At 63.4% G+C, this 21,584-nt stretch carries 19 protein-coding genes; 11 read left to right on the top strand and 8 right to left on the bottom strand.

Features of this window, described 5'->3' with window-relative positions; genetic code table 11:
- Complete coding sequence (locus ACIQ2A_RS01605) at positions 1 to 672, top strand: DsbA family protein (protein ID WP_398475035.1); 672 nt, start codon at positions 1 to 3, stop codon at positions 670 to 672.
- A gap of 96 nt (positions 673 to 768) precedes the next feature.
- Here the strand turns inward: ACIQ2A_RS01605 and ACIQ2A_RS01600 are convergent, their stop codons facing one another.
- Positions 769 to 984, bottom strand: a complete 216-nt coding sequence (locus ACIQ2A_RS01600; RefSeq protein ID WP_398475033.1) for a hypothetical protein — start codon at positions 982 to 984, stop codon at positions 769 to 771.
- 242 nt (positions 985 to 1,226) lie between these two features.
- Between ACIQ2A_RS01600 and ACIQ2A_RS01595 the strand changes: the two genes are divergently transcribed.
- Positions 1,227 to 1,877 (top strand): DNA-3-methyladenine glycosylase family protein, encoded by a 651-nt coding sequence (locus tag ACIQ2A_RS01595; RefSeq protein WP_398475031.1) that lies wholly within the window; start codon positions 1,227 to 1,229, stop codon positions 1,875 to 1,877.
- Between the two features lie 93 nt (positions 1,878 to 1,970).
- The gene (locus ACIQ2A_RS01590; RefSeq protein ID WP_398475029.1) at positions 1,971 to 3,065 is read left to right on the top strand and encodes a DUF2855 family protein; all 1,095 of its coding nucleotides are present in this window, start codon (positions 1,971 to 1,973) and stop codon (positions 3,063 to 3,065) included.
- 7 nt (positions 3,066 to 3,072) lie between these two features.
- Here the strand turns inward: ACIQ2A_RS01590 and ACIQ2A_RS01585 are convergent, their stop codons facing one another.
- Positions 3,073 to 4,827: a chloride channel protein gene (locus tag ACIQ2A_RS01585; RefSeq protein WP_398475027.1), complete on the bottom strand. Its 1,755-nt coding sequence runs from the start codon at positions 4,825 to 4,827 to the stop codon at positions 3,073 to 3,075.
- A 225-nt stretch (positions 4,828 to 5,052) separates the two neighbouring features.
- Here ACIQ2A_RS01585 and ACIQ2A_RS01580 point away from each other — a divergent pair, with 225 nt between their 5' ends.
- Positions 5,053 to 5,610: an HNH endonuclease gene (locus ACIQ2A_RS01580; RefSeq protein ID WP_398475025.1), complete on the top strand. Its 558-nt coding sequence runs from the start codon at positions 5,053 to 5,055 to the stop codon at positions 5,608 to 5,610.
- Between the two features lie 302 nt (positions 5,611 to 5,912).
- Entirely contained in the window at positions 5,913 to 8,057 is a 2,145-nt protein-coding gene (locus ACIQ2A_RS01575) for a hypothetical protein (protein WP_398475023.1), read from the top strand.
- A 51-nt stretch (positions 8,058 to 8,108) separates the two neighbouring features.
- Here ACIQ2A_RS01575 and ACIQ2A_RS01570 read toward each other — a convergent pair whose 3' ends face one another.
- The gene (locus ACIQ2A_RS01570) at positions 8,109 to 9,536 is read right to left on the bottom strand and encodes an outer membrane beta-barrel protein (protein WP_398475021.1); all 1,428 of its coding nucleotides are present in this window, start codon (positions 9,534 to 9,536) and stop codon (positions 8,109 to 8,111) included.
- A gap of 209 nt (positions 9,537 to 9,745) precedes the next feature.
- Here ACIQ2A_RS01570 and ACIQ2A_RS01565 point away from each other — a divergent pair, with 209 nt between their 5' ends.
- The 3 genes from ACIQ2A_RS01565 to ACIQ2A_RS01555 all read left to right on the top strand — a co-directional run bounded on the left by ACIQ2A_RS01565 (position 9,746) and on the right by ACIQ2A_RS01555 (position 12,373).
- Entirely contained in the window at positions 9,746 to 10,813 is a 1,068-nt protein-coding gene (locus ACIQ2A_RS01565; protein ID WP_398475019.1) for a phospholipase, read from the top strand.
- Between the two features lie 89 nt (positions 10,814 to 10,902).
- A complete protein-coding gene (locus tag ACIQ2A_RS01560) occupies positions 10,903 to 11,874 on the top strand; it encodes a S1C family serine protease (protein ID WP_398475017.1) in 972 nt (323 codons plus the stop codon).
- Between the two features lie 283 nt (positions 11,875 to 12,157).
- The gene (locus ACIQ2A_RS01555) at positions 12,158 to 12,373 is read left to right on the top strand and encodes a hypothetical protein (protein WP_398475015.1); all 216 of its coding nucleotides are present in this window, start codon (positions 12,158 to 12,160) and stop codon (positions 12,371 to 12,373) included.
- Positions 12,374 to 12,424: 51 nt separating this feature from the next.
- On the opposite strand, the gene ACIQ2A_RS01550 is transcribed toward ACIQ2A_RS01555, so the two are convergent.
- The 4 genes from ACIQ2A_RS01550 to ACIQ2A_RS01535 all read right to left on the bottom strand — a co-directional run bounded on the left by ACIQ2A_RS01550 (position 12,425) and on the right by ACIQ2A_RS01535 (position 17,146).
- Entirely contained in the window at positions 12,425 to 13,384 is a 960-nt protein-coding gene (locus tag ACIQ2A_RS01550) for a DUF1775 domain-containing protein (protein ID WP_398475013.1), read from the bottom strand.
- Between the two features lie 44 nt (positions 13,385 to 13,428).
- Positions 13,429 to 15,612: a TonB-dependent receptor family protein gene (locus ACIQ2A_RS01545; RefSeq protein WP_398475010.1), complete on the bottom strand. Its 2,184-nt coding sequence runs from the start codon at positions 15,610 to 15,612 to the stop codon at positions 13,429 to 13,431.
- 70 nt (positions 15,613 to 15,682) lie between these two features.
- On the bottom strand, positions 15,683 to 16,063 hold the full coding sequence (locus ACIQ2A_RS01540; RefSeq protein ID WP_398475008.1) for a DUF2946 family protein: 381 nt from the start codon (positions 16,061 to 16,063) through the stop codon (positions 15,683 to 15,685).
- 195 nt (positions 16,064 to 16,258) lie between these two features.
- Entirely contained in the window at positions 16,259 to 17,146 is an 888-nt protein-coding gene (locus tag ACIQ2A_RS01535; RefSeq protein ID WP_398475006.1) for a cation diffusion facilitator family transporter, read from the bottom strand.
- 559 nt (positions 17,147 to 17,705) lie between these two features.
- Between ACIQ2A_RS01535 and ACIQ2A_RS01530 the strand changes: the two genes are divergently transcribed.
- The 3 genes from ACIQ2A_RS01530 (at position 17,706) to ACIQ2A_RS01520 (ending at position 20,624) form a co-directional block, all read left to right on the top strand.
- Positions 17,706 to 18,287 carry a L,D-transpeptidase gene (locus ACIQ2A_RS01530; RefSeq protein ID WP_398475203.1) on the top strand — a complete coding sequence of 194 codons (582 nt, stop codon included), beginning with the start codon at positions 17,706 to 17,708 and terminating at the stop codon, positions 18,285 to 18,287.
- Between the two features lie 95 nt (positions 18,288 to 18,382).
- Positions 18,383 to 19,270, top strand: coding sequence for a tRNA glutamyl-Q(34) synthetase GluQRS (gene gluQRS, locus ACIQ2A_RS01525; RefSeq protein WP_398475004.1), 888 nt, complete (start codon positions 18,383 to 18,385; stop codon positions 19,268 to 19,270).
- A 91-nt stretch (positions 19,271 to 19,361) separates the two neighbouring features.
- Positions 19,362 to 20,624 carry an ATP-binding protein gene (locus tag ACIQ2A_RS01520; protein ID WP_398475002.1) on the top strand — a complete coding sequence of 421 codons (1,263 nt, stop codon included), beginning with the start codon at positions 19,362 to 19,364 and terminating at the stop codon, positions 20,622 to 20,624.
- Here ACIQ2A_RS01520 and ACIQ2A_RS01515 read toward each other — a convergent pair.
- Entirely contained in the window at positions 20,548 to 21,441 is an 894-nt protein-coding gene (locus ACIQ2A_RS01515) for a YihY/virulence factor BrkB family protein (protein ID WP_398475000.1), read from the bottom strand. The genes ACIQ2A_RS01520 and ACIQ2A_RS01515 overlap by 77 nt on opposite strands.
- Positions 21,442 to 21,584: the final 143 nt, after the last annotated feature.

The following is a 21,584-nucleotide window of genomic DNA, read 5'->3' as shown; positions in this document are numbered from 1 at the left end:
ATGAGCCACCCTAACTTCCCCACGTTCCAGCCGACGCGCCGGGCCGCGCTTGGCCTGTTTGGCGGCGCCATGCTGCTTGGCGCCAATGGTCGTGCCATGGCGGCAGCGGGCGCCGATGAGGACGACGAAGTTCTCAAGGAATCCCTGGTGCTGCGCGATCCCGATATTCCGGCCTCGGGCAATCCCAAGGGCGATGTCACCATCATTGAATATTTCGACTATCAGTGCCCGTATTGCCGCAAGCTGGCGCCGGATCTTCGCGCCGTGGTGAAAGAAGACGGCAATGTCCGGCTCGTCTCGAAAGACTGGGCGATCCTCGGACCGGTCTCGGTCTATGCCGCCGGCCTCGTGCTGGCCACGCGCTACCAGAACAAGTTCATCGAGGCGCAGGACGCGCTGATCAGCCTCAACACCAAGCTGACCGAACAGGTCGCGCGCGACACGCTGGCCAAGGCCGGCATCGATGTCGATCGCATGCTGGCGGATCTGGCGACCAACAAGGACACCATCGCCGCCAAGCTCAAGCAGATCGACAAGCAGGCGACCGCGTTCGGTTTCCGCGGCACGCCATCCTTCATCGTCGGCAAATTCCGCATTCCCGGCCCGATCAGCAAGGAGCATTTCAAGCTCGCGATCGCCGATGCGCGCAAGGCGGCGGCCGAGAAGAAGTAACAAAGAAAAACGCTTCCGTTCGAAAACGGGAGCGTTTTTGAAAGCCGGCTTGAACCGGTCTGATTGATCCCTCTTACGTTTCCTCCGCAGCCCGGCTTACGACTTCATCTGTGCCGTCAGCTTGGCCCAGTCTTCCTTGGTCCGCGTCTTCAGGGCTTCCCAATTGGTCTGGGCCACATCCCAGTTCACGATGGTGCGACGCTCCTGCGCGGTCTGGCCATTGGCCACCGTCGACGTTGCCATCGAGTCGTGCATATAGACGCCAATGCCCAGGATCAGCGCACCCAAGATCATTCCGAACAACGTCCGCATGACAAAAATCTCCATTGAGCCCCGACAACGCGGTAGGAAAGGCTTTGGTTCCGCGGGAGGCAGCCACATACTCCACCCCTCATCCTGAGGAGCGGCCTTCGGCCGCGTCTCGAAGGATGGCCGCAAGCGCCGGCGCGTCTCATCTCATGGTTCGAGACGGCGCTTCGCGCCTCCTCACCATGAGGGACGGAGAATGGGTGGGATTGATCTCGGACTGTCCTCATGATGATCCTTCAATCACCATGACCATCCATCTCTCCGATCAATCCGTTCTCGAAGACGCCATCCGGCAATTGGTGAAGGACGATCCGCGCCTGAAGCCGGTCCTCGCCAAGGCCGGCATGCCGGCGCTGCGCCAGCGCGCGCCGGGTTTTGAGGGGCTGGCGCAGATCGTGTGTGGACAGCAGGTCTCCGTCGCCGCGGCGGCTGCCATCTGGGGACGGGTGTCGGCCGCCTATGTGCCGTTCGATCATCACGCGATCCGCAAGGCGCGCACCGATCGGCTCGGCCGGCTCGGTTTGTCCGCGGCAAAGATCAAGACCCTGAAGGCGATCGCCAGGGAGCTGGTCGATGAGCGCCTCAATCTCGATGTGCTCGCCGAAGAAGACGCCGATGCCGCGCATAACACGCTCATCGCGCTGCACGGCATCGGGCCGTGGACGGCGGATGTGTATCTCCTCTTCTGCCTCGGCCATGGCGATGCCTGGCCGGCCGGCGATGTCGCCTTGCAGGAAGCGATCAAGGTCGGCCTCGGACTGGAGGAACGCCCGACCGTCAAGCAAATGGCGCCGCTCGCCGAACCCTGGCGTCCGCTGCGTGGCGCAGCCGCGCATCTGTGGTGGGCCTATTATCACGCGATCAAGAAGCGCGAGGGCGTGATCGCGGGCGCATGAAACGCGGTTTGAAACGAACGTCGTTTTAAACACTGCGCCTGTCGCAAAACCGACATCGCCTGTGGCGAGACTTCTCGCAAAGAGGAGCCAGGGATGGACACGATCAAGCAATTCAATGTCAGCAAAGCCGATCTTGCGACAACATCGCTGATGGAAGCGCCGCTGCCATCGCGCGACACGTTGCCGGAAGATGGGCTGTTGGTGAAAGTCGATCGCTTCGCTTTCACCGCCAACAATATCACTTACGCCATGCTCGGCGATGCCATGAAATACTGGCAGCTGTTTCCTGCGCCGGACGGCTTCGGCAATATCCCGGTCTGGGGCTTTGGCGAGGTCGTCGCCTCGAGACATCCGCAAATGGAGGAAGGAGAACGCCTGTTCGGCTATTTCCCGATGGCGACGCATCTGGTGATCGAGGCCGGGGATGTCAGCAAACGTGGCCTGCGCGATCGTGCCGTGCATCGGCAAAACGTCGCGCCTGTTTACAATGCCTATGCGCGCGTGAGCGACAATCCTGCCTTCACAGGTCGGAATGGCGACTACCAGGCGCTGCTGCGCGCGCTGTTCATGTTGTCCTTCCTCGTCGATGATTATCTGGCTGAGGCGGAGTTCTTCGGCGCCAGGCAAGTGATCCTGTCGAGCGCCTCCAGCAAAACGGCGTTCGGTCTTGCGCATCTGCTGCACAGCAAGCGCCAACCGGTCCGTGTCATCGGCCTGACGTCGCCGGGCAATGCCGACTTCACGGCCTCGCTTGGCTGCTACCACGAGGTCGTGCCCTATGATTGCATCGACACTCTGCCGCAGGAACAGGTGACGGCCTTTGTCGATATGGCCGGCAATGCCGATCTGCGTGGTCGGCTGCATCGGCATTTCGGCGATCGTCTCGTCTATAGCGGCCGTGTCGGCATGACCCATCAGGACATGACCGACGCCGGCGATCTTCCCGGTGCAAAACCATCATGGTTCTTCGCGCCGGATCAGATCCGCAAGCGCGCCAAGGAGTGGGGCCCCGGCGGCATCGACCAGCGGTTTGGCGCGGCCTGGGCCGGCTTCGTGCCGATGCTCGAGACATCCCTCACCATCGTCGAGGGATTTGGCGTGGACGCCGTCGAGCGGATCTATCGCGAAACGCTGGCCGGGCGAGTCTCGCCAAGCGAGGGCCATATGCTGTCGCTGTTCGCGCGCTGATACGCGCTCACATTTCGCCGAGGGCTTCGCGCCGCCGCTGTTCGGATTCTTCCGCATAGCGGCGCGTGGCATGTGCTTCCGACAGCGTGCCGACCACGCGATGGCTCTCGGCTTCAACAACGGCCAGCGATTCCGCTTCGTTGCCTTCGAACACCACCATGGCGTCGCGGATGTTCATTTCGGGATGCAGCACCACGTTGCGGCAATGCAGCAGGCTGTCGAGCCGGAAGGCGGCGACGTCAGGCGAATGCGCCTCCGGTACGTTGGCGAGGCCGACATAGCTGCCTTCAGAATCCACGACGACGACTTGGTTCTTCGATCCCAGTGGAAATTTCGCGCGGAATTCATCGAGCGGCATGGTGGATTCCACCATGGAAATATCCGGCCGCATCAGGCGCTGCACGGTGAGATCGCGGATCCAACCGATATCGGCGGCGGAACGTATGGTCTCGCCGCGCAGATGCAGTCGCCAGGTGGCGAAGGAATAGCCGAACAATTCGCGGGTGATCTGCGTGGAGATGATCACGGCCACCAGCACCGCCGTCGTGAGCCAGAGATTGCCGGTGGATTCCAGCGCGATGAAGCTCATGGTCAGCGGGCCGCCGATCACCGAGGCGGAGAGGGCGCTCATGCCGATGATCGTATAGATGTTCGGATCGAGATTGAGCTCCGGCCACAGGATGTTCAGGCCGGTGGCGAACAGATGGCCGCCCAGCGCGCCGATGAACAGCGAGGCGAAGAACAGGCCGCCGCGGAAACCTGTGCCCAGCGAGATGATCGAGGCAATGGTTTTCAGGATCATCACGAAGGCGACCAGCGCGATCGGATAGGCCGTCATGCCGCCGAAATGCAGCGCGCCATGGCCGGATGCCATCACCTGGGGTGTCAGCAGCGCCAGCGCGCCGACGCCCAGCCCGCCGAGCGCCGGGCGCAAAGGCGGCCACAGCTTGATCTTGGCGAGGAGCCATTCGCACCAGGTGACCACGCGCATGATGCCGATGCCATAGGTCGCCGCGCAGATGCCGAGCAAAGCGGCGACGGCGAGGTCCTGCCCCTGCACATCGCCGAACCGGCCGGCGACGACGCCAAGCGTCAGCGGCGAGAAGGAGTGCGCCACGAAATAGCCGGTCACGGCGGCAACTCCGACCGGCATCAGGCTGGCGGAACTGTAGGCGCCGATCACCAGCTCGAAGGCGTAGAAGGCACCCGCGAGAGGCGCGCCAAAGGCGCCGGCAATGGCTGCGGCGGCACCGCAGCCCACCAGCACGCGCTGGTCCGCCCGGCGCAGATGAAACGCGCGGCCGATGGAGGCGCCGAGCCCGCTGGCGAGCTGGGTGTAACCGGCCTCCAGCCCCACCGAGGCACCGACACCGCTCGACCACACCGTCTGCAGCGAGACGATGATGCTGCCGCGAAACGACATGCGGCCGCCATACAGCGCATTGGCCTCGATCGGATCGATCTCGCGCGCCGGCCGCCAGCGCATCAGCAGCAAAAAGGCGATGCCGAGCACCAGCCCGCCAAGGGTGGGAACCAGAAGAGCCCGGACCGGATCGATCCAGTACTGGCTCGACAGCCGCTGGCCCCATTCCAGATTGAACAAAAGGGCGTGCAGCACGCTCACCATGGCGCTCATGGCCGCCACCACGAGGCCCCCGATCACGCCGATCATCGCCGCCAGCAGCGCAAGGCTGGTTTCATGCGCGCGGACGAAGACGCGCAGCCATTGCGGGGCCTCAAGATATCGTGACGAAGTGACCATCAGGCAGCGTCCGGACGTGGCAAGCCTCGAGCAAGGCACGCGTCCCGCGCCTAGCGGCAGCCCTCTCGTGAGGCCACCCGATGTAGCGGAAAAAGCCGGGATTGCGGCATGCTTTTGCGGAGGGGATAGACCAGAGCTATGCCCTTCACAACCCTGTCACGCTGCCTGTAGTATGTGAAACACAGGCTGCTTCGCGCAGTCGAATTGTGGAGTCAGGAGCGTTACTTGAACGCACATGTCTCGCAAGGCGGCTGGCCGGTTCTTGTACTCAATGCGGACTTCCGGCCGCTGAGCTATTATCCTTTATCGCTTTGGTCGTGGCAGGACGCGGTCAAGGCGGTGTTTCTCGACCGTGTGAATATCGTAGCGCTCTACGATCACGCGGTACGAAGCCCGTCGGCCGATTTTCAGCTGCCCAGTGTGGTGTCGCTGAAGTCGTTCGTGAAGCCGACGACTCATCCCGCCTTCACGCGCTTCAATGTGTTCCTGCGCGATCGCTTCTCTTGCCAGTATTGCAACTCGCGGGATGATCTCACCTTCGATCACATCATTCCGCGCTCCAAGGGTGGCCAGACGACGTGGGAGAATGTCGTCGCAGCCTGCTCGCCGTGCAATCTGCGCAAGGGCAACCTGACCACGCACCAGGCCGGCATGTTCCCGCGCCAGACGGCGTTCGCGCCCACGGTGCATCAACTGCATCGCAATGGCCGGCTGTTTCCGCCGAACTACCTGCATGAAAGCTGGCTGGATTATCTCTATTGGGATACGGAGCTCGATCCGTAGCAGCGTGATGCGTTGCCATCTACCGATGTGCGCTACGCTGCCTACTTCGAATCGAAGTCTTTGCGCGAATACGCATCTACCGAATAACTGATGCAGAAGCTTGCGCATGCGTTTATCGCTAAAATGAAAGCGCGCAGCTAACTACCAGTCCACATCGATTTGTCTTTGTGCGGTAAATAATCGCCATAAGTAACGAAGCATTGATACCGATTGTCGGTGATCTCTTCGCGTTAGGAACGTCGATAATCTCGCGCGCTTTAATCCGCCTGTCGCACTCATGCGATCGGGTTCGGAGCGAGGCCATGCGGTCCAGCATTCATAACATTCATCGCGCATTTCTCGCAGGCGTGGCCCTGGCGGCGCTCGGCGCAGCGACAGGCGCGAGTGCGCAAGGCATTCGCCTGCCGTCGATCGGCATCAATGCCGGGAGCCTTGGCGTCAATGTCGGCAGCGTGGGTGTCGGGCCGGGTGGCGTGAGTGTCGGCTCGACCGGCGTGGCCGTCGGCGGCGCCAATGTTGGTGTCGGCAGTGTTGGCATCGGTGCGGGCGGTGTCAGTGTCGGTGGTGTCGGCGTCAATGCGGGCAGTGTCGGTGTGGGTGTTGGCAATGTGGGTGTCGGCGCGGGCGGCGTTGGTGTCGGTGGCGTGGGCGCGAATGTCGGCAGCGTGGGCGTTGGTGTCGGCAATGTCGGTGTCGGTGCTTCTGGCATCGGTGTCAGTGGTGTGGCGGTCCAGGCTGGCAGCCTCGGCGCCGGCGTCGGCGGCAGCGGCGTCGATGCAACGGGTGTTCGCGTCGGCGCAGGTCCGGTCAGCAGCGGCAGCGGATTTGGCGGCGGTGCCGGTTTCTTTTCGGGCGGCGCCCAGATGGGCGATGGCGGCGGAGCCCGGCCGCAAACGGGTCTCTATGCAGGCGAATCGATCTATCTCAGTCCACGCCAGGCACGCGCGGCAGCGCGCGCGGCGCGTGCGGCCGAGATCTCGGTGGGGCGATCGCGCACGACCAGCGCCCGCGGCGAACGTCCGCTCGTCGGGGCCAATGCGCTGAGCGCAGGTTCCACCACGCGCGGCCGTCTCGCCAATGTCAATGTCCTGAACCGTAACGGCAGCAAGGCAGCGCCGGAGGGCAGTCGCGCGCCGCTGGCCGCAGTCAATGTCGGCAATGCGGCGCCGGGATCGCGGGGATCGCTCGCGACAGTGAATGCGCTCAATGGTCAACGGGCCTCTTCGGGAGCTGGTGGGCAAAGCGCTGTCACCGCCAATGTGCTGAACGCAAAACCTGGTCCGTCAGGCGGGCTTGCCACGGTGAACGCGCTGAATGGCGCGGGCACACCATCTGCCGGCACGGGCAGCGGTAGCGCCGTGACGGCCAATATTCTGAATGCGACCCCGGGGCCGTCGGGCGGTGTGGCAACGGTGAACGCATTGAATGGTGCAGGCACCGGATCTGGCACACCATCCGCCGGCACGGGCGGCAGCAGAAGTGCGATCACGGCCAATGTGTTGAACGCGACACCTGGCCCGTCCGGCGGGATTGCGACGGTGAATGCGCTGAATGGGGCGGGCGCTGGCACGCCGTCCACGAGCGCAGGCAGCAGCGGAGCAGTCGCCGCCAATGTCCTGAACGCAACGCCCGGTCCATCCGGTGGACTCGCCACGGTGAACGCCTTGAATGGTGCCGGGGCGAGCACCCCCTCGACGGGGACCGGCAGCGGCACGGGATCGCGCAGTCTCGTCTCGGCCAGCGTGCTGAACGCAACGCCGGGATCATCGGGCGGTCTGGCAAGCGTCAATGCGCTGAACGGCGCGGCGCCGGCTGCCGGCTCGCCATCGGGCGGGATAAGTGGCGATGGCGGAGCGCTCGCGGCGAATGTGCTGAATGCCGGGTCTGGCCCGTCGGGGACGCTCGGCACCGTCAATATCGGCAATGGCAATGCGGGCGGTGGAACGACGTCGGGAACACCGGCCTCGGGCGGCGGCGTGGCTGCCAATGTGCTGAATGCGGGCTCTGGTCCGTCCGGTACGTTGGCGACGTTGAATATTCTCAATGGCGGCGGAGGTGGAGGCAGCAATCCACCGGGTGGCAATCCTCCCGGGGGCAATCCTCCGGGTGGGAATCCGCCGGGCAGCAACCCTCCTGGCACCAATCCGCCCGGTAACAATCCGCCCGGCGGTTCGCCGGGCGATGGTGGCCCGACCGCCGGTGATCCGGGCAACGGAGGCAGCAACATCGCGAACAATAACGGAAATGGTGGTGGCGGCGGCGGTGGTGGCAGCATCGCCATCGGCGGCTTCACCTCGCTGATCGCCGGTGATGGTAACAGTGATGCTGCCGCCAATCGCTGTGTCGTCATCCTGCGCGAGCCAGCCCTCTATCGCCGCAGCATTCTCACCCAGTGTCGCAAGCTGGTTGATCGCATCCGTGGCAAACAGGCGGCATCGACGCGCTGAGTAGACAACTGCGCGAGAAGGCCGCTGTCGAGCGGCCTTCTCTTTGCGCGATCAGAACTTGCCGTTCGCCGAGACCAGATACAGGTTGCGATAGTAAGACAGCGCACCGACGCCTGCAGACCAGCCGCCGGTCGGGTCGTAGTTCACGCGGCGATAGTCGAAGCCGAAGCTCAACTGGTCGGTCGGGAAATATTTCACCGAGGCGAGCGGGCTGATCGTGCGATCGATGCGTCCGCCTGCGGCTGTGCCGAGATATTCATCCACCACGAAGGACGCGCCGGCACCGATGACGAGATTGGGCATCAGCCTGTAATCCAGCCTCCCGCTCACCGACGACTGGATCGCGCTGACGCAGGATGCGCCCGACGAGCACGCCGCTGCATTGACGCCAAGCGTCGTCGGGCCGATCACGCCGAGACTGAGCGCGGATTCCTTCGCCTCGCGCCGGCCTTCGATGGTGCCGGTGAGTTGGTCGGTAAACAGGAAAGCCAGCGACGCGCCATAGGTCCAGCTCGAGATGTTCTGGAAGCTGATGCCGCTATAGGCCTGGCTCATATAGCCGGCCCAGACCTCGCCCTTGATCCGCGCATTCGGCCCCTGCTCGAAAAGCACGCCGCCGACCGTGCGATAGCCGGTCGAATCGAAGATGCCGACTTTCCAGTCGCGCCGATTGCCCGCAGCCTCCATGAACACGCTGGTCTGCGGTGCCACGACATAGCCGAGTCGGCCATTGACGACGCTGATGACGCCCTCGGCATAGCTGAGGTCGATATTGACGTCGCCGATGGTCGGATCCTTATAGGCCACCGCAGAGCCGGCGACCCCGACCGATGTCCACCAGCGATCAAAACGCTTGTTGAGCGCGAGCGAGCCCGCGCCTTGGTCATAAGCGATCGGCGCATCGAATGCGGTGCTGAGCAGAAAGCCGCCGGGCCCGACGATCTCGGACGTGCCACGTTCGAGATGGCCGCGAATGTAGCGGGCATTGCCGATCACCTGCGTGTCACTGTCAGGCATGACAGTAAAGGTGCCGCCGACCGAGCCGTTCAGCTGGTCTTCGGAATTGTATTTCACGTAGCGCCGCCCTTCGACATAGCCATCGATGCCGACGCCATAGCCGCTGCCTTGCTTGACCCAGGAGAACTCCGGACGCCCGATGAAAACAGTATCGGAAAGTCGTTGGGTCCGTCCCGCAAACACGTTGTCGTCATACAAGGTTGCTGCTGTGATTCCGAGCCGCAGCGTGCCGTCGGCGAAGTCGTGCCCCTTATAGGGCGCCGTCGCTGCCGGCGTGGCGATCACCGTGCCATCGAATGGCCGCGATGCGGCGCTCGGCTGCATGTTGGGTTGCTGGCGGCCTTGTCCGGCAATGCTGCTGTCGCTGCCGCGCAGGCCGAGTGCGGCGGAATTGTCGATGCTTTGTGCGAGCGCGGGGGTGACGACCACGGCCAACGACAATACGAACAAGGCCGAACGCATGACTGATACTCCACGCCGCTGCGCCGCGGCTGCCGCGTCATCCGCCAGGCGCCGCAGCAGTACTCACTGATGCGAGCACCAGAAAACAGAATCAAAGCCAATGAAGCCTTTCGCCAATTTGCGAATAATTTTATGGATCGATCAGAATTCGCTCGCAGGCGTGCGCAACTACCTATGCCATGCGACAAGCGACCGGACCGGAGGAAATGATGAGCGACAGAATGGTCGATGACATCGTGGCTGTGCTGCCGCCATTGCTGCAGGGGCTGGAAGCACTGCAATTCGTCGCGCGTAATCTGCATCCGCCGGCCTTCGATGCCGTGATGGAAGCCGTCGGCCAGCCGGAGCTCGCGCTGCAAGCGGCGCGCGAAAATGTCGGCGCATGGCCGGAAGACTTTGCTGAGCTGCGCCATCATCTCGATGCGGCAAGTGATGCAGTTCTCGCCGGCATCGCAGGCCTTCGCATCGCGCAGCAACCCGGTGGCGATATCACGACGGTGTTCCGCGCATTGCGCCATGCACCGCGCGCGCAGGAGGCGCTCTATGCGACGGTGGCGCGGCTGCCGCCGGTCAGCAGCTTCTTTCTTCCGCCGGAGCTACGCGAGGATGTTGCGTTGGCCGAGCGGCTGGCTCAGCCGGCCGCGGAAGGCACCGGCGTCATTCATGGCGGCGAGCCCGGTGCGCGCGGCAGCTTCGCGCTTTATGTGCCCGAAACCTACACGCCCGATCGCGCCTGGCCGCTGGTGGTCGCGCTGCATGGCGGCAGCGGCAATGGCCGCGCGTTTCTCTGGAGCTGGCTCGCCGATGCCCGCGCCCGCGGCGCGATCCTGATTGCGCCGACCGCCGTCGGCAATACATGGGCGCTAATGGGCGACGATCCCGACACGCCCAATATTGCGCGCGTCCTCGACATCGTACAGTCGCGCTACAATATCGATACCTCGCGCCAACTCCTCACCGGCATGAGCGATGGCGGCACCTTCTGCCATGTCAGCGGCCTGCGCGCTGATTCGCCCTTCACGCATCTCGCCCCGGTCTCCGCGACCTTTCATCCCCTCATGGCGCAGTTCGCCGATGCCGATCGCCTGCGCGGCCTGCCGATCCATCTCACCCACGGGCGTCTGGATTGGATGTTTCCGGTGCAGACTGCACGCGACGCGCGAGATGCGCTCACCGTGGCGGGCGCAAATGTCACCTATCGCGAGCTCGACGATCTCAGCCACTGCTACCCGCGCGAGATCAATTCCGTGCTGCTCGATTGGCTGGATGGTGGTTAGACTGTGATTCGGGTCCAGCGCCGGACTTTTGCATCGCCGATCGGTTCCTATATGCTCGCAAGGCGGGCGATACGGACGAGGAGATTTGGATGCCGTCATTGACCGAATGGAAAGTGCCGCAGGGCGTGCAGCCGCGCGCGGAGGATTTCGGTTTCGATCTCGATCGCGCGCTCGATGCGGTGGTCGGCCTCCATTGCATCATTCCCGAAGATGCCTTCACGGCGGAAACGCTGGGCACCGAGCGCGCCGGCAACGGCGTGCTGATCGATGACGGGCTCATCCTCACCATCGGCTATCTGATTACCGAAGCCGAGACCATCTGGGTTCATCTCGGCGATGGCAATGTCGTGCCGGGCACCGTGCTTGGCGTCGATCAGGAATCCGGTTTCGGCCTGGTCCAGGTGCTTGGCGATATCGATGTCGCCCCTCTCAAGCTCGGCAGTTCCAGCGCGGCGAAATTCGGCGATCGGGTCCTGATCGGCGGCGCCGGCGGGCGGACCCGCTCGGTCGCAGGCAAGATCGCCGCGGTGCAGGAATTTGCCGGCTATTGGGAATATCTCATCGACGACGCCTTCTTTACGCACCCGGCGCATCCGAACTGGGGCGGTGCGGCACTCATCGACAGCAAGGGTGAATTGATCGGCATCGGCTCGCTGCAGATCGAGCGCGAGCATGCCGGGCAGAACGAGCATCTCAACATGATCGTGCCCATCGATTTGCTGAAGCCGGTGCTCGAAGACCTCCGCAAATTCGGCCGCGTCAACAAGCCGCCACGGCCATGGCTGGGGCTCTATGCAGCCGAGGTCGAGGACAAGGTGGTGGTGGTCGGCATTGCCAAGAGAGGCCCGGCGGCACGCGCCGAGCTCAGGACCGGCGACGTCATTCTCGCCGTCAATGGCGAGGAGGTGCGTGACTCCGCCGAATTCTACCGCGCGCTGTGGGATCTCGGCACGGCCGGCTGCGACGTCCCGCTCACGCTCTATCGGGGCGGTGATACCTTCGATGTGGAACTCGTCTCGACCGATCGTGTCCGAATGTTAAAGGCGCCGCGGCTACATTGAGGCTGGCAGGGGGCTGTTCGAAAGTGACCGATCAGCCTTTTGTTGTGTAGCTAATTGATCGGATTTCGTGCAGCATCGGTACCATCGACGGCCGTTCGCGTGGCGGATGAAGCGATTGTGACTGCACTGCAGTTAGCTATCGTTGCAAGCTATCGAGAAAAGACAAATAGTTTGAAACAGACGTGCCTGTGATTCGTATTTGAGTCCGCGTTCTTGAATTTCGCAACGAGCTATTTCGTCTTCATGGTCGCCGGAAGAGCGCCATGCTCTATAGAGGTCTAAGATGTCGCATCGTCGGCACGGCAATGACAATATCCGCACCAGCCATCTCAAATGCGATCGCTGCCGCACGCGTATCAAACTCAAGGCGATCGATCAGTTCGACGGCTTCGAGACGCGTTCGTTCTCATGCGATCATTGCGGTGCTGTCAAACTTGTCCGCGTCGACCAGCCATTGCCGCTGTGGCAGCAGCGGGTTGGCGATCACACCAGCTGCTGACCGGCATCAGTCGATCGGGACCGCGCCGCCGCGATCCCGATCAGCACGCGATTAGTGTGCGTGACCTCCGCCCGCCGGGGCCGACGCACCGACCGCGTTGACGTCGAGATCGATATCGACCTTCCCCGCCTTTTCGAATTGCAGCTGCGCCTTCACCTTGTCGCCTTTGGTGAACGGCTTCTTCAGGTCCATCAGCATCAGGTGATAGCCGCCGGGCTCCAGCTTCACGGTGGCGCCGGGCTTGATCTCCAACCCGTCATTGAGCGGGCGCATGCGCATCACGCCATCGGTCACGCTCATCTCATGCACCTCGATGCGGCTGCCGCCGGCGAACGAGCCGCCAAGGAGCTTGTCGCTCGTCTTGCCGTTATTGGTGATGGTGAGATAGCCGCCGGCGACCTTGGCGGCTGGCGGCGTCGCGCGCGTCCATGGCACAGAGATCATCAGGTCGCCCGCATGCACCATGCCGGCCATTTGCGCCATCGCATCCTTCGGCGACGCGGCGGCAAGGCGCACCGCCGGCGCCGGTGATTTCAGGCTGTGCGAATCCTGCCCTGCGGCCGGGATCTGCGCCCAGTCCTCGGAGCCGTTCTCGCAGGTCTGCAGCGTCGGCAGATAGAGCGGCGCATCGGCTTTCAGCGATGCCGGCAGATAGGCCGAGAACACGAACTCGTCATAGAAATCGTTGTCGAGCTTGCCTGTCCACGAAATCTGCTTGATTCCTTCGGACGCCTTCTTGCCATGCATGAAGTCGTAGCTCTGTGCATACGGCCCCTTCTTGGTCTCGATCAGCCAGCCCGGCTTCGGCATCGGCTTCACCGCGATCATCCCTTCGGGAATCTGCACGGTGATCTTGGTCGTCGGCGAGGCGCCGCAGCCATGCGGCACGGCGAGCACAGCGCGATAGGAACCGCCGACGGTGGCCGTGCCGCTCTGCACGAAGACATGAGCGGAGGCGGGCATGGCGGCCGTGCCGAGTGCAGCAACGAGCAACAGCGAGTGATCGATCATGGAATGTCCTTTCGCGAATGGCAGTCTAGCGTGAATCGTCATGGTCACCACCTCGCTTTGATGCCGGCATAGATGGCGCGGCCGGTGCCGGGTTCAAACAGTGTCGCGTTTGCCGCCGCCTGGTTGATGATGCTGGCCGAGGCGATGTAGCGGGTATCGAAAATGTTGCGCGCCTCGATATAGCCGGAATAAGTGCCGCCATTGTCGACGCCGGCTTTCAGGCCGAGCAGTGCGTAAGGCTCGGTCTTCAGCGTGTTGGCGCTGTCGACATAATAGGATTCCGGCACCCATTCGACATTCGGGCCGAGATAGAAACCATTGGCATGCTTGTAGAGCAGCTCCGCGCGCAGATAGTGCCGCGGCGCGCCCGGCAGCACGTTGTTGCCATAGATCGCATCATTGTCGAAGCGGAAGTCGTTCAGCGTATAGGCCATGTTGAGCCACAGCCGGTCCGGCTGCGGCCCCGCATCGAACATGCCCTTCAGTACCGCGATGCCGAGACCGGCCTCGATGCCCTGATGAATCGTGCGGTCGGCATTCGAGACGTTGCAGCTGCCATTCGAACTATACAGGCACTGCAATTCGTCGGAGATATTGGCGCGGTAGCCGGTGAGTTCCCAGGTCAGGTCGGGACGTCGCCCGCGGGTGCCGATCTCATAGGTCGTCGCGCGCTGCGGGCGGATGCTGGTGAAGGGAATAACCGGATTGCCGGTACCGGAGACGCTTTCACCGAAACTCGGCAATTCGGCGCTACGCGAGACATTCGCATAGGCCTGCCAGGTCGGATCGATATTCCACAACACGCCGCCCTTCGGGCTCCACAGGTTGAACTCCGTTTCGCCGGAGCCGGTGCCCAGCAACACCTCCCGCTTACGCGTGGCATAGAGGAACTGCGTGCCGCCGATCAGCGCGACATTCGGCAGCACATAGAGCGAGTTCTCGGCATAGACCGAGGTGTTCTCTGAACGGTCGATCGACGAATAAGTGAGCGCGCCACGCTGCCCGGCCAGATTGACATACTGCTTGTTGTCGATGCGGCCGTTGATGAGGTTGACGCCAGCGACGAAGACGTTGCGATAGCCGCCGATCTCGCGATCGTCGGTGGCGCGCGCGAAGCCGCCATAGTCCTGATAGCTGTAGTCGAGATAGGCGAAGATCGGATGCATCAAATGCCGGTCGACGCCGAACACGCCGATATCGATGGTGGTGTTGTCGAGCCGGATCGTCGTCTTGTTGGCAAGGCGCACGGTATCGATATTGCGCTGGTAGTCGTTGGTCAGGTTGCCCGCTGCGGCTGTCTGCGGCGAATTCAGTGCGGAGGTCTTGCTCACCGAACCGGGGATGCGCTGCTGCACGGTGTTGGCGTTGAGATAGAAGCGGGTCTCGAAATCCGGCGAGAACTGGTAGCCGACATTGCCGCTCACGCGGGTGGCATTGCCATAGCTGTGATCACGATAGCCGTCCGACGATTGGGTCGATGCGGTGATGAAACCATCCCACGGCCCGTTGGCGCCGCCCGTCGATGCCTGCAGGCGGCGGAAACCGAACGCGCCCATGTCGAGCGAGACGGCGTTCAACCAGGGATCACGCCCGGTCGGCGTCACGAAATTGATGGCGCCGCCCAGCGAATTGGCGCCAAAGCGCAGCGCGTTGCCGCCCTTGAACACCTCGACATATTTATAGGCGGTGGGGTCGATCTCCTGGAAATCGCCGTAGCCGTCGGCGGTGTTGATCGGGATTCCGTCCATATAGAGCTGCAGGCCGCGCAGGTGGGTGTTGCGCGACAGTCCGGAGCCGCGGATCGACAGACGGGTGTCATCGCCCCATTTCGGCTGCGCGATCACGCCGGGCACGTAATCGAGGATATCCTTGATAGTGTTCGACGGCGTCGAATTCTTCCATTGATCCGCGGTCACCAGTGCAACGCCACCCGGCGTCTGCTGGATCTGGCGCAGCGCCTGTTGCGCGGTGAGCACCGTCAGGGAGCCCGGCACAGCGGCCGCGCTGGCTGCCGGCGTTGCGACAGACGCGGCGATGCTGCGTGCCGCGCGGGCATTGGGCGTGGTCTGGCGCGGCTTGCGTGGGGTTGTGCGCTGTTGTGCGGGCGCGTCAACAGTGACTGCGGGCAGCGACGTGAACGGGGCCGATTGGGCCGACACCACGCTCGGCAAGAGCGTGGCCGCGGATGCGAGCATAGCGCCGCGCAGCCGCATGGAAACGGAGTGCATGAGGTGAAACTCCACCGGGATTGAACTGAGCACGCAGGCGCAATGCGCTGCGTCAGGCGTCGTAGGGACGTCAGCTCAGTTGCGGCGGTGCGCGGGCCCGGTGGTCGGAAGCTGCCTGTTTGGCGACGACGCGCGCATCAGGCGTGGCAATCGGCGCGATCGCAATCGCGACGCGCGAGATGGAGATAATTGCGACAGAGGGCGGCGCGCCCGGCGCGTGGGTGCCCACGCAAATCGGGCAATGCACCGCCGGCGCAGTGGTCTTGCCGCTGCCGTCCGGCGTGGCGGCGAGATCGGGATGGGTGAGACACAGCTCGAGAGCCGCAGCCTGCGCCGCTGGCGGGATCGACGCCAGCAACAGGCTCGACAGCACCACATTGAGCACAAGCGCGTAGACCGCGGCCAAAGAAGCCACGGCGCCGAACCAGCCTTTGCGCGATCCATGTGTCACGGGTGCAATCCTCACCCCATGGTTAGCATGAGGGAGGGAACTGTCAAAGGTGGTGGATCAAATGCGGCCGAGAACGCGTCCCTCATGGTGAGGAGGCGCGGCAGCGCCGTCTCGAACCATGAGATGGCTTGGCTCCCAGCTTGTGGCCATCCTTCGAGACGCCGCTGCGCGGCTCTTCAGGATGAGGGCGGAATGTCACAGCACCACGATCCCGGAATGCTTCGCCTTGTCATCCGGCTCCACATGGATGGTGATCAGCGCCTCGCCGATCTCGGCACGGATCGCCTGTTCCAGATTGTCGCAGATGTCGTGGGCGGCGCTCACGGTGGTGGATCCTGCCACCACGAGGTGGAAATCGATAAAGGTCATGCTGCCGGCACGGCGGGTGCGCAGGTCATGCGCCTCGATGGCGCCGACCGCATGGGCCGAAATGGTCTGCTTGATGGTGGCCAGCATCGCCGGCTCCAACGCTTCGTCCATCAATCCGCTGAGCGACTCCTTCATCAGCCCCCAGCCGGCCCACAGGATGTTGAGCGCCACGAGGGCCGCGAGGATCGGATCAAGCACCGCGATGCCCGAGAGTGCCGCGACCGCAACACCGGCCAGCACGCCGAGCGAGGACACCACATCGGTCATGAGATGGCGGCCATCGGCGATCAGCGCCGGTGAGCGTCGCGCCCGGCCGCGATTGATGAGCAGCGAGGCCCAGCTCAGATTGATCACGGTGGCCACGCCATTGATGGCAAGCCCGAGCCAGGGCGTATCGAGCTGGCGCGGCGCGAGATAGGAGAAATAAGCCTCGCGCAAAATGAGGATCGCCGCGAGCACGATCAGCACGCCTTCGAGCACGGCCGAGAAATACTCGGCCTTGTGGTGCCCGTAGGGATGTTCGTCGTCGGCCGGTTTCGCGCTCAGGCTGATCGCCAGATAGGCGACGATCGCCGTCACCACATTGACGATGCTCTCGATCGCATCCGACAGCAGCGCCACGCTGCCGGTGAGATGATAGGCCCAGTATTTCAAACCGAGCACGATCAAGCCAATAGCAATGCTGCCTTGCGCAAGATTGCGAACGCTTGTCATGTGAAAGTCTCGTTGTGATTGGAAGTGCGGCGGCGGCGCGGCTGTCCTCTAGACTGCGCGCCGGGTTGATGCAAGTCATGACAAGCAGCTGCAAGTGCCTCGCATTATGATGCGCAAGACAGAAGTGTAGTAGCCGTAGGATGGGTTGAGCGGAGGCGCGGCAGCGCCGGAGCGACAACCCATCTGCGGAGGTTGCGGCGGGCGATGGTCTGCATGGGTTTTCGCTCCGCTCAACCCATCCTACGGCTGCGCATTGATGACGCTCGCTCGCGTCATCTGACCCCCTGCCTCCATTCACAGCCTGAGATCGCCCCGCCTCTGTGGCGCTCTCGTCACAGCCATCAGCAAAATGCCCTTCCTGACCGGTTCCATCGCCAGATGACGCGCTGTTGAGCCCGGAATGCCAAACGCGCCCTGTATGACCAATGCGTCGCCCCGATCGGGCGAGGTGAAGACGGGAATGGAAATGACAGGTTTGGGTGGAGCGCGCTGGCCGCGTCTCGTGGCGCTCTTGGTTTTGCCGGCTTTGCTGGCGGGTTGCGCCGGCAGCGGCGGAATGATGTCTGCGGGCCTTGGTGGTTCGTCCTCGAAATATGCCGAAGTGATCGACGGTGGCCACACGCTGCCGGCCATCGATGTCTCCGGCATCGATCCGGCCATGCTGCGCCAGCGCGTCGATTATCGCACGCGCGAGCCGGCCGGCACCGTCGTGGTCGATACGGCCGCGCGTCATCTCTATCTCGTCGAAGGCGATGGCAAGGCGATGCGCTATGGCATCGGCGTCGGCAAGGCCGGCCTCGCTTTCGCGGGCAGCGCCACCATCAAGCGCAAGGCGGAATGGCCGCACTGGAGCCCGACCGAAAACATGATGAACCGCGAGCCGGCACGTTATCGCCATCTCGCCAGCGGCATGGCCGGCGGCATCGAGAATCCGCTCGGTCCGCGCGCGATGTATCTCTATCAGGGCGACCGCGACACCATGTTCCGCATCCACGGCACGACGGAGCCCGAGACCATCGGCACCGCCGTCTCCAGCGGCTGCATCCGGCTGATGAACCAGGACGTCGTCGATCTCTACAACCGCGTGAAGATCGGCAGCCGCGTGGTGGTGATCCAGGGCGGCCGCGCGGCGGAGTCGTAAGAGCAGAATATTCCCGATCGGGACGATCCCGGGATTTGTTCCCGATCGGGATTTTTATTGATAATTGTCCGTTCGAGCCATCAACTGCTTGAACGATGATATCCGCACACCCTGTCTTCCGCTTCGCGCCCAGCCCGAATGGCTATCTCCATCTCGGCCATGCCTATTCGGCGTTGCTGAACTTCGATCTCGCCCGGCAGGCCGATGGCCGCCTGCTGCTGCGAATCGAAGATATCGATGTCACGCGGTGCCGGCCGGAATACGAACAGGCGATCTATGACGATCTCGCCTGGCTCGGTATCGCTTGGGAAACACCGGTACGCCGGCAGTCCGACCATCTCGATGTTTATATTGCTGCATGCGACCGGTTGGCGGCGATGGGGGTGCTTTATCCCAGTTTCGAAAGCCGCGCCGAGATCGCGCGGCTGGTTGCGGCAGAGGAAGCGAAAGGCTCGTGGCCGCGCGATCCTGATGGCGCGCCGATCTATCCAGGCGCGGGGAAGTCTTTGTCGGCGACAGAGGTCACGGCGCTGAAGCGATCCGGCGCGCCGATGGCGCTGCGGCTCGATATGGCCGAAGCCATCAGGCGTGTCGGCGCGCTGTTCTGGCAGGAACGCGGCACCGGGCCGGACGGCGAGACCGGCGCTGTTGCCGCGCATCCGGAAGTCTGGGGTGATGTCATCCTTGCCCGCAAGGAAGTGCCCACCAGCTATCACCTCTCGGTGGTGATCGACGACGCGTTGCAGGGCGTGACCGATGTGGTGCGCGGTCAGGACCTGTTCTGGTCCACCAGTGTGCATCGCTTGTTGCAGGAGCTGCTCGGCCTGCCGGTGCCCGCCTATCGTCACCATGGGCTGCTGCGCGACGAGACGGGGGCGAAACTCGCGAAATCACTCGCCTCCACCAGCCTGCGCGAACTGCGCGCGGAAGGTGCCACGCCTGTCGATATTCGCCGTCTGGTCGGACTGCCGTCACATCCGTGACCCCGGTAAGGTTATCCAGACGTCGCTGGGGCCGGTGGCGTGACTCCGGCCCGCCCAGCATGCCATGCTGCGCAAGACGAGTGGGCATCCAATGGCGCTGACATCGCGCGCACCGCGCAAACCGCGGAAGCGTAGCACGACAATCGCAAAGCCGAAGACCGTGAAGGGGCGCGTTGCCAAGAAGGTTGCGCGCAAGCCACGCATTGCGCCGGCGGCGATGCGCGCGGATGCCATGGTCGAGCAGGCGCTGGCGATGTTCGCCCATGAGGTACGCACGCCGCTCACCGGCATTCTCGCGGTCAGCGATCTGCTCGCCACCTCCGAACTCTCCGAACGCGAGCGGCGCTGGGTCGAAACCATCAAGACCGGCGCCGAACATCTCGCCGGCCTCGCGACCCTGTTCGTCGATGCCGCGCGAAGCCACAAGGCCGGGCTCGACCTGCGGCAGGATTTCTTCGACCTGCGCACGCTGACGCGGGCCGTTGGTGATTCGCTGGCTGGCCGCGCGACGGCGAAGGGGCTGCAGGCTGTCGTTACCATTTCAGACAAGCTGCCGAATTTCGCCGTCGGTGATCCCGTTCGGCTGCGTGCGGCGCTGGAAAACCTGATCGACAATGCGGTGAAATTCACCGAGCGCGGCAATGTCATGCTGAAGGTCGCGCCGGCCCGCATCGCCGGCAAGATTGGTGTGTCCTTCGCGGTGTCCGATTCGGGCATAGGCCTGACGCTGGCGGAAACCAAAAAACTGTTCCGGCCATTCTCGCAGGCGAATGTTTCCATCGCCGCGCGTTTCGGCGGCGCCGGGCTCGGCTTGTTCTCGGTCCGGCAATTGGCCAAGGCCATGGGCGGTGATGTCGCGGCCACCCAGCGCCGCGGTGGCGGCACCACCTTTACGCTCACTGTGGCGTTGGATCAGGTGCGCGGTGAGATTGCGCTGATGGCGCAATCGGTGGAGGAAATGGCGGCGGCCGAGGCGCTGCGGATCCTCAGCGTCGAGGATAATCCGTTCGGCCGTGTGGTGCTGAACGCCATTCTCACCGAGCTCGGCCACAACGCCGAATTCATCGGCCGCGGCGAGGATGCCGCTACGCGCGTGTCGCAGGGCGAATTCGATGCGGTACTGATGGATATGGTGCTGCCCGATATCAGCGGCGTCGAAGCGATCCGGCAGATCCGCGCGCTGAAGAAGCCACATGGCAAGATCGCCATCATCGGCGTCTCCGGACGTGGCGAGGACGAGGCGGCAGCGCGTCAGGCCGGCGCTGATAGTTTCCTGGTCAAGCCGGTTTCCCCGCGGGCTCTAGCGACTGCGCTTCTTGCTGCGAAACGCCGTGTGGCAGTTTCGAGCGAATGATTGCAGCATTCAGCGCGCCGCCGAACACGAAGATCGCTGAGATGAAATACAGAAACACCAGCGCGATGATGACCGAGGCGAGGCCCGCATACATCGTCACGTAATTGGTGGCGAAGCGCGCGAGATAGAGACCGAAGCCGATGCCCGAAGCCAATGAGGCCAGCATCGTGAAGATGATGCCCGGCAGGATCTGCAGCAATGTGCGTCGCCCCGCCGGCAGCCAGGTGTGCAGGATCACCAGCGCGATGATCATCGCCACGATGGTGATGCCGTAGCGCGCCACCGTCAGCAGCCGCTCGTTGCTCTCGATCACGAGTGGCACATAGCGGCGCACGATTTCCAGCACCAGCGGGCCGAGCACGATCAGGAAGGCGAGCAGCAGCGCGGTGACGGCAGCGATCAGCGTATAGCCGATGGATTCCAGCCGCAGCCAATACCAGCGTCGCGGCTCCACCACCGAATAAGCGCGGTTCAAGGCCACGCGAAGACTCTCGACGCCGTTGGAGGCGAAATAGACGGCGAGGACGAGGCCAATGGTTAACGCATCGCCGCGCGTGGTCGTCAGCACATCGTGAATCTGGGATGACAGCGCGCCGGCGACCTGATCCGGCCAGACCTCAAGCAGCAGGTTTACCGCCTGGTCGGCGAGATCCTTGGAGCCGAAAAAGCCGGCGAGGGAAGCCAGCACGATCAGGAACGGAAACAGCGCCATCAGCGTGGAGAGCGCAATATGGCTGGCGATTGCCCAGCCGTCATCGGCCAGGAAGCGGTAAAAGGCGTCGAGGCCGATATCGAAGGCGATGCGTATCTGCCTCACAGTCCACCTGGTCAGAGCCTTCGCCACATCGGCCGGCCGCGCGCGAGCTTCGGATATATAACGCGCAAAAGCCAGAACGTTGCATAAGCGCTGTCGCGTAGGATGGGTTGAGCGCAGCGATACCCATCACCACCAGCGCCCGG

Source organism: Tardiphaga sp. (genome assembly GCF_044336785.1).
Taxonomy (GTDB): Bacteria; Pseudomonadota; Alphaproteobacteria; order Rhizobiales; family Xanthobacteraceae; genus Tardiphaga.
The sequence above is the reverse complement of the archived record's forward strand: the minus strand, read 5'-3'. Positions and strand labels throughout refer to the sequence as shown.

Bases quoted from the DNA above. Each gene is read 5' to 3' on its own strand.
- ACIQ2A_RS01565 (WP_398475019.1), top strand. From the start codon at position 9,746: ATGAGCGACAGAATGGTCGATGACATCGTGGCTGTGCTGCCGCCATTG.
- ACIQ2A_RS01585 (WP_398475027.1), bottom strand. From the start codon at position 4,827: ATGGTCACTTCGTCACGATATCTTGAGGCCCCGCAATGGCTGCGCGTC.
- ACIQ2A_RS01570 (WP_398475021.1), bottom strand. From the start codon at position 9,536: ATGCGTTCGGCCTTGTTCGTATTGTCGTTGGCCGTGGTCGTCACCCCC.
- ACIQ2A_RS01535 (WP_398475006.1), bottom strand. From the start codon at position 17,146: ATGACAAGCGTTCGCAATCTTGCGCAAGGCAGCATTGCTATTGGCTTG.
- ACIQ2A_RS01550 (WP_398475013.1), bottom strand. From the start codon at position 13,384: ATGATCGATCACTCGCTGTTGCTCGTTGCTGCACTCGGCACGGCCGCC.
- ACIQ2A_RS01595 (WP_398475031.1), top strand. From the start codon at position 1,227: ATGACCATCCATCTCTCCGATCAATCCGTTCTCGAAGACGCCATCCGG.
- ACIQ2A_RS01530 (WP_398475203.1), top strand. From the start codon at position 17,706: ATGTCTGCGGGCCTTGGTGGTTCGTCCTCGAAATATGCCGAAGTGATC.
- ACIQ2A_RS01575 (WP_398475023.1), top strand. From the start codon at position 5,913: ATGCGGTCCAGCATTCATAACATTCATCGCGCATTTCTCGCAGGCGTG.
- ACIQ2A_RS01605 (WP_398475035.1), top strand. From the start codon at position 1: ATGAGCCACCCTAACTTCCCCACGTTCCAGCCGACGCGCCGGGCCGCG.
- ACIQ2A_RS01600 (WP_398475033.1), bottom strand. From the start codon at position 984: ATGCGGACGTTGTTCGGAATGATCTTGGGTGCGCTGATCCTGGGCATT.
- ACIQ2A_RS01590 (WP_398475029.1), top strand. From the start codon at position 1,971: ATGGACACGATCAAGCAATTCAATGTCAGCAAAGCCGATCTTGCGACA.
- ACIQ2A_RS01520 (WP_398475002.1), top strand. From the start codon at position 19,362: ATGGCGCTGACATCGCGCGCACCGCGCAAACCGCGGAAGCGTAGCACG.
- gluQRS (WP_398475004.1), top strand. From the start codon at position 18,383: ATGATATCCGCACACCCTGTCTTCCGCTTCGCGCCCAGCCCGAATGGC.
- ACIQ2A_RS01555 (WP_398475015.1), top strand. From the start codon at position 12,158: ATGTCGCATCGTCGGCACGGCAATGACAATATCCGCACCAGCCATCTC.
- ACIQ2A_RS01560 (WP_398475017.1), top strand. From the start codon at position 10,903: ATGCCGTCATTGACCGAATGGAAAGTGCCGCAGGGCGTGCAGCCGCGC.
- ACIQ2A_RS01545 (WP_398475010.1), bottom strand. From the start codon at position 15,612: ATGCACTCCGTTTCCATGCGGCTGCGCGGCGCTATGCTCGCATCCGCG.